At 46.0% G+C, this 16,557-nt stretch carries 14 protein-coding genes; 12 read left to right on the top strand and 2 right to left on the bottom strand.

From position 1 onward, the window contains the following. The 7 genes from HQN88_RS12510 to HQN88_RS12540 all read left to right on the top strand — a co-directional run bounded on the left by HQN88_RS12510 (position 1) and on the right by HQN88_RS12540 (position 6,333). Positions 1-1,227 carry a carbohydrate kinase family protein gene (locus HQN88_RS12510; RefSeq protein WP_274319541.1) on the top strand — a complete coding sequence of 409 codons (1,227 nt, stop codon included), beginning with the start codon at positions 1-3 and terminating at the stop codon, positions 1,225-1,227. Positions 1,228-1,268: 41 nt separating this feature from the next. Further along, entirely contained in the window at positions 1,269-1,772 is a 504-nt protein-coding gene (locus HQN88_RS12515) for a D-lyxose/D-mannose family sugar isomerase (RefSeq protein ID WP_246320223.1), read from the top strand. A 67-nt stretch (positions 1,773-1,839) separates the two neighbouring features. Then, positions 1,840-2,805, top strand: a complete 966-nt coding sequence (locus HQN88_RS12520) for an aldose 1-epimerase family protein (RefSeq protein WP_246320203.1) — start codon at positions 1,840-1,842, stop codon at positions 2,803-2,805. A gap of 46 nt (positions 2,806-2,851) precedes the next feature. Then, positions 2,852-3,613 carry a DeoR/GlpR family DNA-binding transcription regulator gene (locus HQN88_RS12525; RefSeq protein WP_173111865.1) on the top strand — a complete coding sequence of 254 codons (762 nt, stop codon included), beginning with the start codon at positions 2,852-2,854 and terminating at the stop codon, positions 3,611-3,613. Positions 3,614-3,845: 232 nt separating this feature from the next. Beyond that, the gene (locus HQN88_RS12530) at positions 3,846-4,214 is read left to right on the top strand and encodes a hypothetical protein (protein WP_337995202.1); all 369 of its coding nucleotides are present in this window, start codon (positions 3,846-3,848) and stop codon (positions 4,212-4,214) included. A gap of 8 nt (positions 4,215-4,222) precedes the next feature. After that, the gene (locus HQN88_RS12535; protein ID WP_173111868.1) at positions 4,223-5,194 is read left to right on the top strand and encodes a Gfo/Idh/MocA family protein; all 972 of its coding nucleotides are present in this window, start codon (positions 4,223-4,225) and stop codon (positions 5,192-5,194) included. A 191-nt stretch (positions 5,195-5,385) separates the two neighbouring features. After that, the gene (locus HQN88_RS12540) at positions 5,386-6,333 is read left to right on the top strand and encodes an NHL repeat-containing protein (protein ID WP_246320224.1); all 948 of its coding nucleotides are present in this window, start codon (positions 5,386-5,388) and stop codon (positions 6,331-6,333) included. A 49-nt stretch (positions 6,334-6,382) separates the two neighbouring features. Here the strand turns inward: HQN88_RS12540 and HQN88_RS12545 are convergent, their stop codons facing one another. Beyond that, positions 6,383-7,564, bottom strand: coding sequence for an MFS transporter (locus HQN88_RS12545; RefSeq protein WP_173111872.1), 1,182 nt, complete (start codon positions 7,562-7,564; stop codon positions 6,383-6,385). A gap of 128 nt (positions 7,565-7,692) precedes the next feature. Between HQN88_RS12545 and HQN88_RS12550 the strand changes: the two genes are divergently transcribed. From HQN88_RS12550 to HQN88_RS12565, 4 genes are all read left to right on the top strand, one after another. Next, the gene (locus HQN88_RS12550; protein WP_173111877.1) at positions 7,693-8,064 is read left to right on the top strand and encodes a winged helix-turn-helix transcriptional regulator; all 372 of its coding nucleotides are present in this window, start codon (positions 7,693-7,695) and stop codon (positions 8,062-8,064) included. Between the two features lie 725 nt (positions 8,065-8,789). Further along, positions 8,790-10,760 (top strand): ABC transporter substrate-binding protein, encoded by a 1,971-nt coding sequence (locus HQN88_RS12555; RefSeq protein WP_173111880.1) that lies wholly within the window; start codon positions 8,790-8,792, stop codon positions 10,758-10,760. Then, complete coding sequence (locus tag HQN88_RS12560; RefSeq protein WP_173111883.1) at positions 10,750-11,769, top strand: FecCD family ABC transporter permease; 1,020 nt, start codon at positions 10,750-10,752, stop codon at positions 11,767-11,769. The genes HQN88_RS12555 and HQN88_RS12560 overlap by 11 nt, the downstream gene beginning before the upstream one ends. After that, the gene (locus tag HQN88_RS12565) at positions 11,762-12,763 is read left to right on the top strand and encodes a FecCD family ABC transporter permease (protein ID WP_173111886.1); all 1,002 of its coding nucleotides are present in this window, start codon (positions 11,762-11,764) and stop codon (positions 12,761-12,763) included. The genes HQN88_RS12560 and HQN88_RS12565 overlap by 8 nt, the downstream gene beginning before the upstream one ends. Before the next feature lie 28 nt (positions 12,764-12,791). On the opposite strand, the gene HQN88_RS12570 is transcribed toward HQN88_RS12565, so the two are convergent. Further along, a complete protein-coding gene (locus HQN88_RS12570; protein WP_173111889.1) occupies positions 12,792-13,661 on the bottom strand; it encodes an AraC family transcriptional regulator in 870 nt (289 codons plus the stop codon). A 145-nt stretch (positions 13,662-13,806) separates the two neighbouring features. Here HQN88_RS12570 and HQN88_RS12575 point away from each other — a divergent pair, with 145 nt between their 5' ends. Continuing rightward, positions 13,807-16,389, top strand: coding sequence for a GH116 family glycosyl-hydrolase (locus HQN88_RS12575; protein ID WP_173111892.1), 2,583 nt, complete (start codon positions 13,807-13,809; stop codon positions 16,387-16,389). The last annotated feature ends 168 nt before the right edge of the window (positions 16,390-16,557 follow it).

Raw genomic sequence — 16,557 nt, forward strand, 5'->3', positions numbered from 1 at the left:
GTGAGCGGCAAAGAGGAAGTCATCGTGGCTGGGCATATTTGCTTGGATATTATTCCAACTATGGATGAGAATCAATCAAGCTTGGCTGCCTTGCTATCACCTGGGAAGCTTGTGAATATCGGCCCTGCCGTTATTTCGACAGGAGGTGCAGTTTCGAATACTGGCATTGCGCTTCACCGTCTAGGAAGTAAGGTGAAATTAATGGGGAAGATAGGAGCGGACCCCTTCGGTGAAGTCATACTTACCCTGCTGAGGCAGCAGGAGCCTTCCTTAGTGGAGGGGATGATTGTATCGCCAGAGGCAAATAGTTCCTATTCCATTGTCATTAGTCCACCGAATATGGATAGGATGTTTCTTCACTCAACGGGAGCTAATGATACGTATGCGGCTTCTGATTTGATGCACGAACAATTGCAAGGAGCAAAGCTGTTTCATTTCGGTTATCCACCTCTTATGAAGAGAATGTTCGAGAATGAGGGTGCAGAACTTGTATCCTTACTAAAGAAAGTCAAGGAGAGTGGATTGACGGTTTCGCTTGATTTGGCTAAACCTGATCCAGCATCAGAAGCTGGAAGGGCTAACTGGCGAGCCATTCTGACGCAATCACTTCCGTTTGTCGATGTGTTTTTACCTAGCTTCGAGGAAATTATGTATATGCTTCACCGAGAGCGCTACGATCTTAAGGAAAAAGCGGCTCCAAATGGCGACTTACTATCAAGTGCAGATGGAGAATTACTAGCGCAACTATCGGCTGAACTCATCCAGATGGGTGTGGCGATTGTGGTCATTAAACTAGGTGAGCACGGTGTATATGTTCGAACAACTTCAGATGAGCAGAGATTGGCACAGATGGGATTAAGTTCCCCCAAGACAGCACTGCTCGATGATTGGTTAAACTGCGAGATGATATCCTCTTGCTATGAAGTCGATGTTGTAGGTACGACAGGTGCAGGAGATTGCACAATTGCAGGATTCCTATTCGGACTGACAAGAGGGTTAACATTGAAGGAGTCATTGCAGAGCGCAGTTGGCGTAGGTGCGTTCAATGTTGAACAAGCGGATGCTACTAGCGGCATACCCGAATGGACAGCTGTCCGAGACCGAATGGACAAAGGATGGAAGAAGCGGGCGACGAAGTTGGAGCTGGTCAATTGGGATTTGCACGAAGATCAGATCTGGATAGGACCCCATCATAAGTCTCCGAAAGAGAGCGTGAGAAGCGAATGAAGCGAAGTGAGATTGGGCAAGCTCAGCAGCGGGCTGAACACATGTTGATATCATCCCACATTCAATTAACTCAGGAAGAGATTGCGCGCATTGAAGTTGCAGACTTTGGACTGGGACAGCTTGAGGTACAAGGGCTGGAGCTCATTACTTATATCAATACCGACCGTTATTGTGCCAAAGACTTAGTTCTTTTTCCACGACAAACTTGTCCCGAGCATCTTCATCCACAGATCGCGAATGTACCTGGTAAAATGGAAACCTTTCGCTGCCGTGTAGGGGTCGTCTATTTATATGTAGAGGGAGAGCCTACGCCAGAGATATCGGCGATTATACCTTCAGGAAGTGAAGATTGCTACACCGTCATGAACGAAATCGTTCTCCATCCTGGCGAGCAATATACCATTGAACCTGGGATTAAGCATTGGTTTCAAGCTGGCGAACAGGGAGCTATCATTTCTGAATTTTCAAGCACAAGTCGGGACGAGTTCGATATCTTTACGGATCTGCGCATTCAACGCATGCCCACTATTCGTGAAGATGAGTAGGTAGAATCCTATGAACCTTTATGGAAAAGCATGGTCGCGTCGAGACATAGAGGCGAGAGTGGGCAAGATGGATCAAATAGCGGGAATCAAACGTTTCGTTGCCGTTGAAGGTAAAGAAGCAGGTGTGGCGTACATTCAGGTGCGGACAGGTGCAGGCTTAAGTTATAACGTGACGCCATCCAAGGGTTTAGATATCTCTTTGGCCGAGTATCATGGTGTACCGATTAGCTGGCAATCGCCGAATGGAGATGCTCATCCATCTTATTATGAAGCGGAAGGCAATCATTGGCTTCGGACAGCATCTGGTGGGTTACTCATGACTTGTGGTCTCATGCAAGTAGGGGCTAATTGTGAGGACAAGGGGGAGCGTCTTGGACTTCATGGACGTTACCATCATACACCAGCAGAACAAGTATGCGCTCGAACCACATGGCAAGAAGATGAAATGGACATGTGTATTTCAGGGCTCATCAACGAGACATCCATATTTGGTGGAAGGCTTCAATTAGCTAGAGAAATCAGTAGTCGCGTTGGTGACAATACAATTCTGATTAAGGACGAAGTTCGTAACATGGGTTTCGAGTCGTGCCCACATATGATCTTATACCATTTTAACTTTGGTTTCCCATTACTTATGGAAGAGACACGCATTCAATTCTATGGTGATCAAGTGAGCCCGCGTGATCAAGATACTTCTGTCCATGCCTATGGTGAGTGGCAGTCTCCTGATGCTGCTTATCAAGAACGTGTGTATTATCATGAGTCTCCCAATAAACCGCTGGTGCACATTAGTAATCCTCATTTTCCTCTTCATGGTGGGACAACGCAGGTTCAAGCGACACTTCAATGGTCTGCACAAACACTGCCCAACCTCGTCCAATGGAAAATGCCTGGTGCTGGGACGCATGTGCTTGGTATCGAGCCTGCCAATTGTCATGTGGGAGGTCGTAAAGAAGAGCGCGAGCGAGGAAATTTGGTATTTCTGGAGCCAGGTGAAACGGTAAAATATGAAATCAGGTTGAACCTCAGTTAAATGATTGGGATAATAAGGTGAAAAGAAACATTGACGGGGGTTCTCCATGATAACAAATCAAATAAATGGTCGGCAGCAACAAATTTTAGATCGGATGGCACTCGATGGCGAGATTCGAATTGCTGAGTTAAAAGAAATGTTTGATGTCACTGAAATGACGATACGTCGTGATATAGAGAAGCTTGAGACCATGGGACTGCTCAGACGAACCTTTGGAGGCGCTATACTCATAGGCAAGGATATTGCCCTGCAGGATCGTACAGGTGTCATGATGGAAGAAAAAATGAAAATGGGCCTCCGCGCAGCACAGCTAATTAATGAAGGGGAATCCATCTTTCTGGATGGAGGTTCAACTACCCTTCAAGTTGCCAAGTATCTAACACCGAATATGCCGATTACTGTGGTTACCAATGCACTGAATATCGCTGCTGAGCTGCAAGCCAAGCAGATTCCAACCATTGTCGTGGGAGGTATGCTGCTGGATAAAACATCGACACTCGTTGGGCCTATCGCTGCCGTCGCTATTGCCAAGATGGCTTTTGATCGCGTATTTATTGGAACAACGGGTCTCACCATCAAACACGGATTCAGCAATTCCAATATGCATGAAGCCGAAATCAAAAGGCTGGTTATCGAACAAGCGTCTGAAGTGAATGTGATGATGGATCACACGAAGTATGGCGTTCGGGATCTGTTTTCATTTGCCGAGATTGGTGCTGTGCATCGCATTATTTCAGACGGGTACCCAGAAGGTGAACTTCATGCGACTTTAAAGGAAAGCGGAGTTCAATTGCTTGTATGTTCTTAGGATGATTATGCGTGCATTTATATAGGTGAACAAACAAAGGAGCTAAGCGGATACAAGCCGCTTAGCTCCTTTGTTTGTTGATTGATTATTTATCTTCCGCAAGAATTGTGAGAATATGTAATCGAAGATGCACTACGTATGATGAACGTTGTCTGCATCTTTGCAATAAGCGATGCATCTATGTAAGGGAAGAGAATCATAGAATCATCCTTCTATTATTATCAGGGCTATACTGAATGAGTGTGCGAGTGATACAGTAGAAGGAAGAGTACATTACGAGAGGCAATTGGAACGGATTCGTTCCATGGATCGGACTCGTCCATTGACCTTTGCATCCCAGCATCGCGATCACTGTCCTGCGAAAGTGAAAGGTTCGGAGGAACGCCAAGCGGATATTATCGAGCAAAATCTAGCATCATATACCTCCCGTGCTTATCTCTCCGGCATGTTTATCTGGCAATTTTGCGATTGCAGAGTAGTAGAAGCATTAGGTTGGTTAATGACGAGGTCAGGCACCAAGAATAGCAAAGGCATTGTGGACGAATATCGTCGTCCTAAGCTAGCGTACTCGGTTGTGCAAAAATATTATAAGAACAAGTGAGGTAGACGATGTTACGAATCGGTCTTATCGGTACGGGTGGCTTTAGTAAGATGCATGCAAAAATTTTATCTGAGATGAATGACGTTCAGATGGTGGCGGTATGTGGGACGAGTCTAGCAAAGGCAGAAGCATTTGCTGCGGCATGTGGTATTCCATCCAGCTATGAAAGCTTAGATGAGATGTTGGACGGCGAACCCTTGGATGCTGTATACATTTTAGTACCACCCATGTCACATGGTGAATACGAAATGAAGCTCATTGAGAGAGGTATTCCTTTCTTTGTGGAGAAGCCGCTGGGTCTGAATACAGATCAGCCAGAGCAGATTCGAAATGAGATAGGGAAGAAATCCCTGATTACCTCTGTAGGCTATCATTTCCGTTATACAGATACGGTAGTTCTGATGAAACAACTGTTGAAAGAACAGTCAATCGGGATGATGACAGGCTATTGGATGGGGAGCATGCCTCAGGTTGCTTGGTGGCGAGATCAAAGTAGATCAGGTGGTCAATTTATTGAGCAAAGTACACATTTGGTTGATATTATGCGTTATTGCGTAGGGGAAATAGATGAAGTCTACGCGATGTACGGCCATCAAGTGATGCATAAGCAATTTGAAGGTGTAACCGTGCCTGACGTGGGGACTGTTACTCTTAAATTTAAGAGCGGAGTTATTGCGAATATTTCGAATACATGCGTACTGCCTAGTGGTGTGGGCAAGACAGGGATTACCTGCTATACACAACAAGGTATACTGGAGTGGGATTCGGAAAGATTGACAAGGATTGAAGCGCATGAAACCACGATTAAGAATAAGAAGGTTAACCCGTATCTTGCAGAGAATGAAGCCTTTATTTATGCGCTGAAAACAGGGGATACGGGACTTATTCTTTCAGATTACGCGGATGCCTTTAAGACACAACGGGTGACGGTTGCTGCTTTGGAATCGGCGAAATCGGGATTGCCTATTCGTCTTAATTAAAGTATAAATGGCTGGTCTTGGATTAACATCCTTGGTCAGCTATTTTTTTTGAAATTTAAGCGATTTACACCTAGATACCGTAAAATAGTGCAAGTATAAATGTCTTTCATTTGTTAGTATTGAAATGGTAGATATAGAGATTGGGGAAAGCTATTTTAAACAAATAGGAATAGAAGGGCTGTGTGGTAAAAATGGAAGCACAAAAGACGAAGCGTTTGTATGCTGGTAATACTTCTCATTTATATGAGGTGCAATCGGATTGGCTTCAAGTTCCATCTAACGTTGAGCTTGGCTATACCCACGGCATTGTGACGGACAAAAATGACCGTGTCTTTATATTCCATACTGGCAAGCCCAGTGTCTTAGTTTTTGAGTCAAATGGCAGCTTTGTTACGGCATGGGGAGAGGATTTCGCGGGCGGAGCTCACGGTTTCTATTTACATCAGGAGTCAAATGGCGAATTTCTCTATGTGACAGATACAAAGCAGGGTGTTGTTGTGAAGACGACACTGACAGGGGAGAAGTTACTGACGATTGGCGCTCCAGATCGACCTGATATTTATGATGCCGAACGCAAATATGTGCCAACTGACGTGGCAGTCGCACCAAATGGTGATATCTATGTCTCAGACGGCTATGGGCAAAGTTGGGTACATCAATTTACAGCTGATGGCGAATATTTGCGTTCGTGGGGAGGCAAAGGTTCAGAGCTCGGTCAATTCAAGTGTCCGCACGGCATTTCGATCGATTTGCGCAGAAGCGAGCCTGAAATCTATGTCGCTGATCGAGGCAACCATCGCATTCAGGTTTTCACCCTAGATGGTTTATTTATACGGAGTTTGGATGATGATTTGGATATGCCTTGCTCCTTTTTCTTTCATGGTGAGGAAATGTACATTCCTGATTTGCACTCACGTGTTAGCATATTTGATGGCCATGACAGACTCGTTGCACACCTTGGCGAGGATCGTCAAGCTAAGCAGCAAGAGGGCTGGCCTAACATTAGCAAATCCTATTATCGTTCCAATAAATTGAGTTCGCCGCACGGGGTTTGTGTTGATTCGCAAAGCAATGTTTACATAGCGGAGTGGGTAATTGATGGACGGATTACGAAGTTGGTACGGGTACAAAACAATTGAATGGCATAGTTATAATTACTAAAACCGCGCGGTTGCGCGGTTTTTAATTTTACGAAATCTGACTTTCGTGTAGATTGCTCAGCCGTTTCTTCCCCGTCGAAAAACTGATGAATGCAGACACTAGTGCTAACATGACAACAAAACTTGCCATCCATGGATTATACAGAACGGTGGAATTGGCGCTTATCATTGCTCCGCCCGCCCCTGAACCTGTCGCTATGCCTAAATGAATGATCGATGTATTCAAGCTAAGAACGAGATTGGAAGATTGGGGAGCTTGTTGAATAAAATACGTTTGAGTCGCTGGACCGGCCATGAACAGAGAGATCATCATGAGTGAAATCAGTAATAAACCGATGAGAGTCGCCCCAGCAAATAGAGGCAGAAGGAGCAGAATAATAAAGAGCATGATCGTGCTGAAGGCTAGGATGCGCGCAGCTCCCCAACGATCGATTCCGTAGCCCCCTAAGCGGGTACCGACTGCGCCAAATATACCAAAAACAAGCATGACGATGCTGATATTGGACGCTTTAAGTTGTAGGATGTCTTGCATAAAAGGGGTTAAATACGTAAACAACACCGAATTTCCTGATTCCCTAAAGAAGGTAAGAAACAAACCGCTCACGATTACGGCACTTCCCAGCACTTTGAATTGTTGTCGGAATGACATTGGTGCATCCCCCTCAATTTCTGGTAGCAAGCGGAAAATGACGAAGGTAATGAACAGGCTTGTGAGTCCTAAAAGCAAGAAAATTGCTTGCCAGTTCAACCAGTTCGTAATGGCTATACCGATGGGCACACCCAAAATCATCGCGCTGCTGAAGCCGAGAACGATCGTGCTAATTGCACTGCCTATTTTCTCGGGAGGAACGATTTTGGCGGCCGCACCAAATGCTGCGACAATATAAACGCCTGAACTTACACCCAAAATAATGCGGGATACAATCAAGGTTGAAATATCCGAACTCCAGAAGGAGAGCAAGCACCCCATGATGAAAGCTGCCAATGCACCTAAGAGCACTTTTCTGCGTCCCATACGGGATGTCAGTGATACCAAGAGAGGCGTTCCAATGGCAAAGGCTAGCGAGTAGGCAGTAATTAATTGCCCCGCGAAGGCGATTGAAATGTTTAAGTCTTTTGCGAGTATACGTAGGATTCCGGCGACTACCAACTCTGAAGTAGCTGTTAAGAATACCCCTAGAGCAAGTATGTAAATCGTCCATTTATTCATTCCTTTCATTCCCTTCCATTTGAGTTATTGTCAGTATAGAAGGGTTGCGATAATATTGTAAGAAGGCAAAGTAATAGGATATAATCCATCTATTTTGACTAACTTACTTTTTGTTAGGGGGAAGCCGGATGACTGAGCAAGGTAATTCCGAATCATGTTTGGTTACGGGGAGTTCTGACATCTGCGAAGTATTGCAAATTCTTGGAGCCAAGTGGGCATTTCTTGTACTTAACGAGTTGCTTCGCGGGCCACAGCGATTTAATCAGCTGCAAAGGAATGTAGCTATTATTAAGACGCAGTCCCTTACGGATACCCTCCGCCATTTGGAACATAATGGTCTTGTCCTGCGCCAAGTCTTTCCTACTGTACCTGTGACTGTGGAATATTCATTAACAGAAAAGGGTTGCGACTTCCAAACTGCCCTGAACGAAATGAATAAGTGGGTGAAAAAGTGGGGAAAGCCACTGCAAGTAAACAGGGAAACTGGCACTTCTTCTTAAGAAGAGCATTTCCTTGCTGGCATAAAGTACGGAATGAGAAACGATTGAAACTCCTGTGCAATTAAAACTGGATGGATCTAATGGCGTTCACTCTCTGGGTGAGCGCCTATTTTACTTTGCTCGTGTCCGTTGATTGATAGTGTACTATTGAAAAACAGAGTGCACCGAAGTCAATGACCTCGGTACACCCTGTCAACTACAAGCGGATTTGCTTTTCTTCGGCCAATCGCTAACCCATCAGGATATGACCGTAATCCGATGGATGAATAAGATAGCCAGCCAAAGCACTAAAATCTGTTAATATCGTATCTCCTTCCAGCAATCTAACTGGATTTTCTCCATCTATTTGAAGCAGATTTTTTGAATTTGAAAGATTAACTGTATTTCCTGTAGGTAAATTCCTTCGATTTGCTCGGTTCTTCAATTTTCATACAAATTAAATGTACTTTTTCCATCTAGTTACGGAAAAACGTCAGATTCGACCCAATTAGCTGTAGTTTATACATCTAAACACGAATCGGCAGTCACCTTGCGTTCGCAAGCCCAAACCAACCACAATCTTACGCCGTATGCTACCCCTGCCTAGAATGTTAGTACAACGCCATGGTCATCTCATGCGGGAGATGACCATGGCATTTTTTATTCTAGCTCTAATTAATAGTGAGAACTATTCTCAATTGTGCTATGATAGTATCAATAGTTGGAAAGAAAGGAATGACCGATATATGAAAATTAACGACCATCTCGTGTTGTGGAATCATGTTCTCATCCGAGTGATGGACGTTCGCCGCATGCTGCTGGAACCTGGTGAAGTGATGCGCGGTTATCGCGTCCCAACGAGTGCTTTCCTATATGTCACTGAAGGCAGTGCCCGACTTCATATAGACGGAATCGAAAGCCGCATGCAACGATTCCATGTTCTGCACGTTGGGAAGGGGCTTAGATTAGACATTGCAGCGGCCGAGCAGCTGGAGTATTTTATGGTGCTGTACAAGGCAATATTGCCGCTTCCGAGCCGATATGAGCTGGTCCATCTCATGGAGCGCGAGAATCCATTCCAGCTGCGCTATAGTTTGTCGCCTAAGTATCCGATCTCTTGGTTGCAGAAGCTGGAGCATATGCATCAAATTTGGCAGGCACCCAGTCCGCTTGATAAATTTAAGGTGAAGACGTTATTCTATCAATTGCTTTACGAGTTGGTAGAACAGTTACATGAACAAGGTGTGGAGATCATCCAGCCCGATCTTGTGAGTCAAGCCGTTTATTATATGGAGGAACATTATCAGGAAGCGTTGTCGCTGGAAGAACTGGCTGACACGCTGGAATGTACGTCCAGACAATTGCTCCGTTTATTCAAAAGTCAGATGGGTACAAGTCCAATCGAGTATTTGATCCAGCTGCGGGTGAACAAGGCGAAGGAGCTTCTCATCTATACCGACAGAACGCTGAAAGAGATTTCGGAGAGTGTCGGCTACGCGGATAGTTATTATTTCAGTCGGATTTTCAAAAAGCAGGAAGGTGTATCTCCCAAAAGGTTTAAAGAGTCGAATGACCGTGAATTACGTCGTTATAATCCATTCCCGACGTCGACATATTCCATTGTGGCAAGCGGACTTAGACGCTATAGTAGTAATGGTTATGAGAATCATTATCACTATATGAAAGAGGGAAATGCACAGATGTATAAAAAATCAAGAGCCTGGGTGACAACGATGGTCGTCATCTGTTTCGCATTAATGCTCAGCGCTTGTTCAACGGGATCAACGGTAACACCAGCCCCAACCAATGGAGTGACACAGGCCCCAGCTACGAGCAGTTCTCCAACGGCCGCAGTAAATAAGGAAGCCGATACTACGCGCGTCATTAAACATGCGATGGGGGAAACGACAATTAAAGGTACACCATCCCGCGTCGTTATTTTGACCAATGAGGGGACGGAAGCGTTGCTTGCGGTTGGCGTGAAGCCGATTGGAGCTGTGATGTCTTGGCTTGGCGAACCGTGGTATGACCATATTAAGAATGATATGCAGAATGTAACGGTAGTCGGAGATGAATTGCAGCCGAATCTTGAATTGATCGCTAGCTTGAAACCGGATTTGATTATCGGAAACAAAGTGAGACAGGAGAAAATTTACGATCAGCTGAAGCAAATTGCTCCTACAGTGTTCGCTGCGGACTTAGTTGGAGATTGGAAAGTCAATTTCAAACTTTACTCAGAAGCGGTAAACAAGAAGGATGAAGGCGAGAAAGCGATGGCTGCTTTCGATAAACGTGTAGCAGAAGTGAAAGCGAAGCTTGGCACGAAAGCGGCAACGAAAGTTTCGCTGGTGCGTTTCTCGGCATCGCAGGTGCGTATTTATCAGAAACAGACATTTGCCGGCGTACTGCTTGGCCAACTGGGCATTGCACGTCCCGAGTCACAGGACAAGGACTCTTTCATTGAAGTCTTGAATAAAGAAAATATCGCCAAAATGGACGGAGATGTTCTGTTCTACTTCGTCACGGAAGCGAAAGGGAAGACAGATGCTGCGAATGTGGTGAAGGAATGGCAGAATGATCCGTTATTTAAAAACTTGAACGCAGCGAAAATAGGTAAAGTCATTCAAGTCGATGAAGGAATATGGAACTCTGCAGGTGGATACAAAGCGGCTAACTTGCTGTTGGATGAATTGATCAAGTATTTCGATGTCAAATAATTCGGCCTCTTTGCTCCATAAGCGCCAAAGCAAGATCATTGGATTGACGGCAGGAGCTGTGTTTCTGCTCGTACTAGCAACAGCTAGCGTGTTACTTGGCGCGCAAATGTTCGGGTTTAGCAATTTGTGGGAGAGTTACAGGCATTTCGACGGCTCGAACGAGCATCTGATTCTTAGAACGACCCGGGTGCCCCGGGTTCTGGTCGCAGCTGCCGTTGGCGCATGCCTCGCGGTAGCCGGCGCCGTTATGCAAGTGTTAACTCGAAACCCGTTGGCTTCACCTTCCGTATTCGGCATTAATGCTGGAGCTTCCCTATTTATCGTCATCGGGCTGGTCCTGTATGGATCGTCACTGACGATGAATTCGATGATTTGGATCGCTTTTGCCGGTGCCATGTTCGTCGCGGTTTGCGTCTACGCAATGGCTATGCGGGGCAGTTGGTTCGAGCCGGTCAAGTTGACGCTGGCTGGTGCGGCTATGGGGGCTTTTGCCTCGTCCATTACGTCTGGATTAATTCTGATTAATAAACAGTCGCTGGATACGGCCTTGTTCTGGATGATCGGCTCCGTATCGGGGAGGAAATTGGAGCATTTGTTTGCGGTAGCTCCCTACATGGCAATTGGTATTGGCCTCGCGCTGCTTTTATCCAATTCTCTTAACATTATCATGTTAGGCGAGGATAGTGCTCGGGGGCTGGGTCAAAGGGTGACACTTGTGCGGCTGCTGTCCTCTCTTGCGGTTGTCTTGCTTGCCGGGAGCTCAGTGTCAGCCGCCGGTCCAATCGCGTTCGTCGGACTGATCGTCCCACATCTGTGCCGGTCGCTGATTGGCCAAGATCATCGTTGGCTGCTGCCTTGCTGCGCCATATACGGAGCCGTGCTGCTTGTGGCGGCGGATCTTGCTGCGCGTTTCGTCCTGATGCCAAAGGAGGTTCCCGTCGGAATTGCGACGGCGATGCTCGGTGTTCCTTTTCTGGTACATGCAGCAAGGAGGAAGGAACATGACTAACACACGATCTAGAAGATCCGTTCTAATCATTATTAGTTTACTTCTCGGGATGATCGTGCTTTCGATGTTCTGCCTCTCTGTCGGTAGTGTAAATATCCCGATGAGGGATGTCTTTCGCACGTTAACCGGGCAAAACATGGGAAGCTCAGAACTGATTCTCCTTAAATTCCGTCTACCGCGAATTCTTGCCGCAATCTTAATCGGTGCGGCACTTGCTGTATCCGGCGCTCTGCTGCAGGGTGTGATTCGGAATCCACTCGCTTCACCGGACATTCTCGGCGTTACCGGTGGCGCATCGGCAGCAACTGTTGCCTTCCTCACACTGTTCTCTGGTTACAGCGTACATTGGGTACCAGTCGTTGCGGTGATCGGGGCGCTGCTTGCGGTCTTGATCAATTATACCCTTGCCTGGAAGCGAGGCGTATCGACCTACAGGCTTGTGCTCATTGGCCTTGGCCTCTCGACCGCTTTGGGAGCGCTGACCATGTTTTTGCTCATCAGTGGGCCGGCCTATTTAGCGGCCCAGGTGTTGAACTGGATGACGGGCAGCATCTACGGGATAAGCTGGAAGTATGTGGGAGTCATCTCTCCTTGGATTATTGTCTTTATCCCGCTTTCCTTTGTGTATGCCAAAGAACTGACGATTCAGTCCCTAGGCGATGCATTGGCTACGGGGCTTGGCAGCCGGCTCCAGATTACCCGCATCATGGTGCTGCTCTACAGTGTAGCACTCGCAGGTGCGGCTGTCGGGGTGGCAGGGATGATTTCATTCCTTGGCCTCATGTCCCCACATATCGCTCGCAGGCTCGTAGGCAATTCGTATTCGCTAGTGATTCCTGTTTCTGCTTTAGTCGGCGCGATTCTTCTTCTGTTGGCTGATTTGGCCGGACGTATGCTGTTCATGCCGCTAGACATACCAGCAGGGGTATTCACAGCGGGGATCGGCGCCCCGTTCTTCTTGTACTTATTATTCAAACGTAAGCCGATTCATTGATAAAAAGGCAGACATTGGTCGCCGGGCGTTAGCTGCCCGGCGGCCTTTTTTTTCTATAATAACCAGGACTAATATTCATGATAGATTTAAACGTTTTGGAGAAATGATGAACGTCCGTAAAGCCGCAGTAGTCGCTCACTTTCTGAATAGAGACGCCTTCGTTTATTAACTCCCGCGCATGCTCGATGCGTAAATGCAACAAATATTGGTAAGGCGTCGTGCCAAAATGCTGTTTGAAGAGTACATTAAATCTAGAAGGTGAAAGCCCGGCTCTCCTTGCCATATCGATGACGTTAATGGGTTCGGAAATGTGGAAAGCAAAGTAAGACGTTATCCAGTTCAAAAAAGGCTGAGGCGATAACGATGCCGTTTGTGGTTTCATGTAGATTTTGAATACAGACGTCAGCCATTCGTGGGCAAGCTGATTGGCTTCCATGACACCTATATACGTTTGTGACTGCCAGCACGCGATCATCTTCAGCACCAGATCTCTCATTTTACTCGAGTGGGCTGTCTCCAGCTTAAAGGGAATCCGGAGATCCTGGCAATCATGCATCCTAGGTTGCATATAAGAGGTGTAGGGAGTCATGTCCAATTGCCCGGGTAGAGTTACAAAGCTGCTTTCTCTCAAAGGATTATAGAAAAAATCAAGATGAATATACGGATTAATCGTAGGGGTAATCCCCTTAATGGTGTGCACATCACCAGGCTGAAACAGGCAAAGGTCGCCTTCGTTCAATAGATGTATGTCATTGCCCAGACGAATCTCAAACTGACCTTCTTGCACATAAAAGAGGATGTAATCCAGCAAGTTACGTTCTCCTAAAACAAACGGAGGCCGGATGGCATAACCCGCGATACGAATGAACGGAGCAATCGCATAATTTTCTAAAATCACAAGCAGTACACCTCATCCTGGAAGCTAATGCAGTTGTTTTTTACATAAAAAAAGCGTCTTATCCACAAAGAATTCAATCTACTTTTCCATTATGATAAAGGGAGTTGATGACTTCAGTATATCATTTTACCAAGGGAGTAAATACATGAAAAACGCATATAAAGGCATAAAAACAAGAGAAATCAGTTTTCCTTTAGGTGGAATAGGAAGCGGATGTATTGGCTTGTCGGGGAATGGAAGATTAGTGGACTGGGAAATTTTTAATCGCCCGAGCAAAAAAAGTTTCAACGGTTTTAGTCACTTTGCTGTAAAGGCAGAGCGACATGGGAAAGTGGTGGATGCACGTGTGTTAAACGGAGATTTACAAACGTCTTACGTTGGTGAATATGTTCGAAAAGCCCCCTTACATAGCGGATATGGCTTCGGACCAGAGAGCGAAACGATGGCAGGCATGCCGCATTTCGAAGAAGTCGAGTTCAGGGGAGAATTCCCTTTGGCCGAAATGTCGTTCACGGATTCGAAGTTCCCAGGTCGGATTGAATTAGTAGCATGGAACCCGTTCATTCCCCTTCAAGAGGACGATTCGAGTATACCGGCTGCTTTCTTCGAGTGGGAACTGGAGAATATAGGGGATGAACCGCTCACCTATACGCTATGTCTCTCTGCTGGTAATCCGATACCGACCGATAAGATTGTACACCAATATAGCGAAAGCGATGGCATTCATTCGCTTAAGTTAGGATCAAACCAGTTTGACCCCGGAGATCCGTTCTATGGGGATATAACGGTTGCTACAGATGCGGCACATATTAGCTACCAAGAATATTGGTATCGTGGCGGATGGTGCGATAATTTGGAGATGTTCTGGCATGACTTCACGCAGTTTGGGCACTTGTGCAACAGACTGTATCGCGAGGATGAGTCTCCCATGCGTAGGAAAGATACGGCCTCGCTAGCTGCGCATACGGAGCTGATGCCTGGCGAGAAGACAAAGATCAGATTCACAATTAGTTGGAATTTCCCGAATGTGAACAATTATTGGAATCCCAATCTGAATGGTCCTAACGTTTGGCGAAATTACTATGCAACTCTGTTTGAGGATTCTCGGGCAAGTGCGCAGTATGCTCTCAGGCATTGGAATGATTTATACGAAGCAACAATTACATTTAAAGAAGCTCTGTTTTCTTCGACGGTGCCTGATGTTGTGAAAGATGCGGTTTCCGCGAATTTATCGGTTCTCAAGTCGGCGACGAGCTTACGTCTGACCGATGGTTCCTTTTACGGATTTGAGGGCGTCATCGAGGATACTGGGTGCTGCGAAGGATCCTGTACACATGTGTGGAACTATGCATACGCGTTGCCATTTTTGTTCCCCAAACTGGAACGCAGCATGAGAAATCTTGATTTCACGTACAACCAACGCGAGGATGGCAGAATGTCGTTCCGCTTGATGCTCCCGCTAGGACGCGAGAGGATGGACTTCCGTGCTTGTGCGGACGGACAATTCGGCGGAGTCATGAAAGCTTATCGAGATTGGAAAATCTCAGGAGATACGGCGTGGTTGCGTTCTGTCTGGCCCGCAATCAAGCAATCAATTACTTACGCGTGGTCAGATTCCAATGAGGACAAATGGGATACCGAAAAGAGAGGAGTCCTTGTGGGCAGACAACACCATACATTGGATATGGAGCTTTATGGTCCCAACTCTTGGTTGAGCGGGTTTTATTTGGCTGCACTCAAAGCGGGAGCTGAGATGGCGGAATTCTTAGGTGATCAAGCGATATCAGAGGAGTTCAGTAACTTATTTCATACCGGTAAAAAGTGGGTCGACGAGCACTTATTTAATGGTCAGTACTACGTTCAACAAGTGGATTTATCGGATAAATCCTTGCTAGATCAATTCGACGTCGAAACGGTTCGTCAATATTGGAATGAGGAATTGGGTGAAATCAAATATCAGGTTGCCGAAGGCTGTGTTATCGACCAGGTCATTGCACAGTGGCATGCAAATTTATCTGGGCTAGGAGAAATTTTTGATAGGGGTCAAACACGGACTGCGTTGCAATCGCTTTATCGTAATAATTTTAAAGTCAGTATGAGACAAGAGGCTAATACGTGGAGACTGTTCTCGCTGGGTGACGAGGGGGGACTCGTGATCTGCACATGGCCCGAAGGCATATATAAACCCGCGATTCCATTGACGTACAACACGGAAACCATGACGGGCTTTGAATATCAAGCAGCCTCGCACATGATTCAGGAAGGATTCATCGAAGAGGGGATATCCATCGTGGAAGCTATTCGTAATCGTTATGATGGCGAAAAGCGCAATCCGTGGAACGAAATAGAGTGTGGCAGTAATTACGCCAGATCGATGGCCAGCTACTCCTTGCTGCAGGCTTTCAGCGGATTTGAGTACAATATGGTTGAAGGTATGATTGGTTTTACCCCCGTGCAATCAGAAGAGGAGATATTCCGCGCATTCTGGTCGCTCGATGCAGGCTGGGGGACCTTCGAGAAGAATTCGGAGGAAATGCTCCTACACATTTTAGGTGGGCAACTTGACTTAAAGGTATTTAAATTTCCTATGGAGCAACTCGTTGGAATTAAACAAATTCAAAGGAATGGCGCTAGCTTGGCGTACACAATAGAAGGAATTGAGATACGTTTTACTGGTGGGCTCAGGCTGGATGCGACGCATCCGCTTGTAATTAAGTTCTGCTCTTAAGCTGTCTAGGCTAGTAATTACATGATGATGAATCAGAACTTTGCATCACAAACAGTTCATCAACGCTTTTCGCTGTCCATTGAATTCGTGAGAAGCATTAAAAATGCCTATTTTCTTCGAAAGAAAAGTCAACTTTAAGAAAAGCATTGTTGATATAGTAGGAGACAG

The sequence above is a fragment of the Paenibacillus qinlingensis genome (assembly GCF_013204845.1).
In the GTDB taxonomy this organism is placed as follows: Bacteria; Bacillota; Bacilli; order Paenibacillales; family NBRC-103111; genus Paenibacillus_E; species Paenibacillus_E qinlingensis.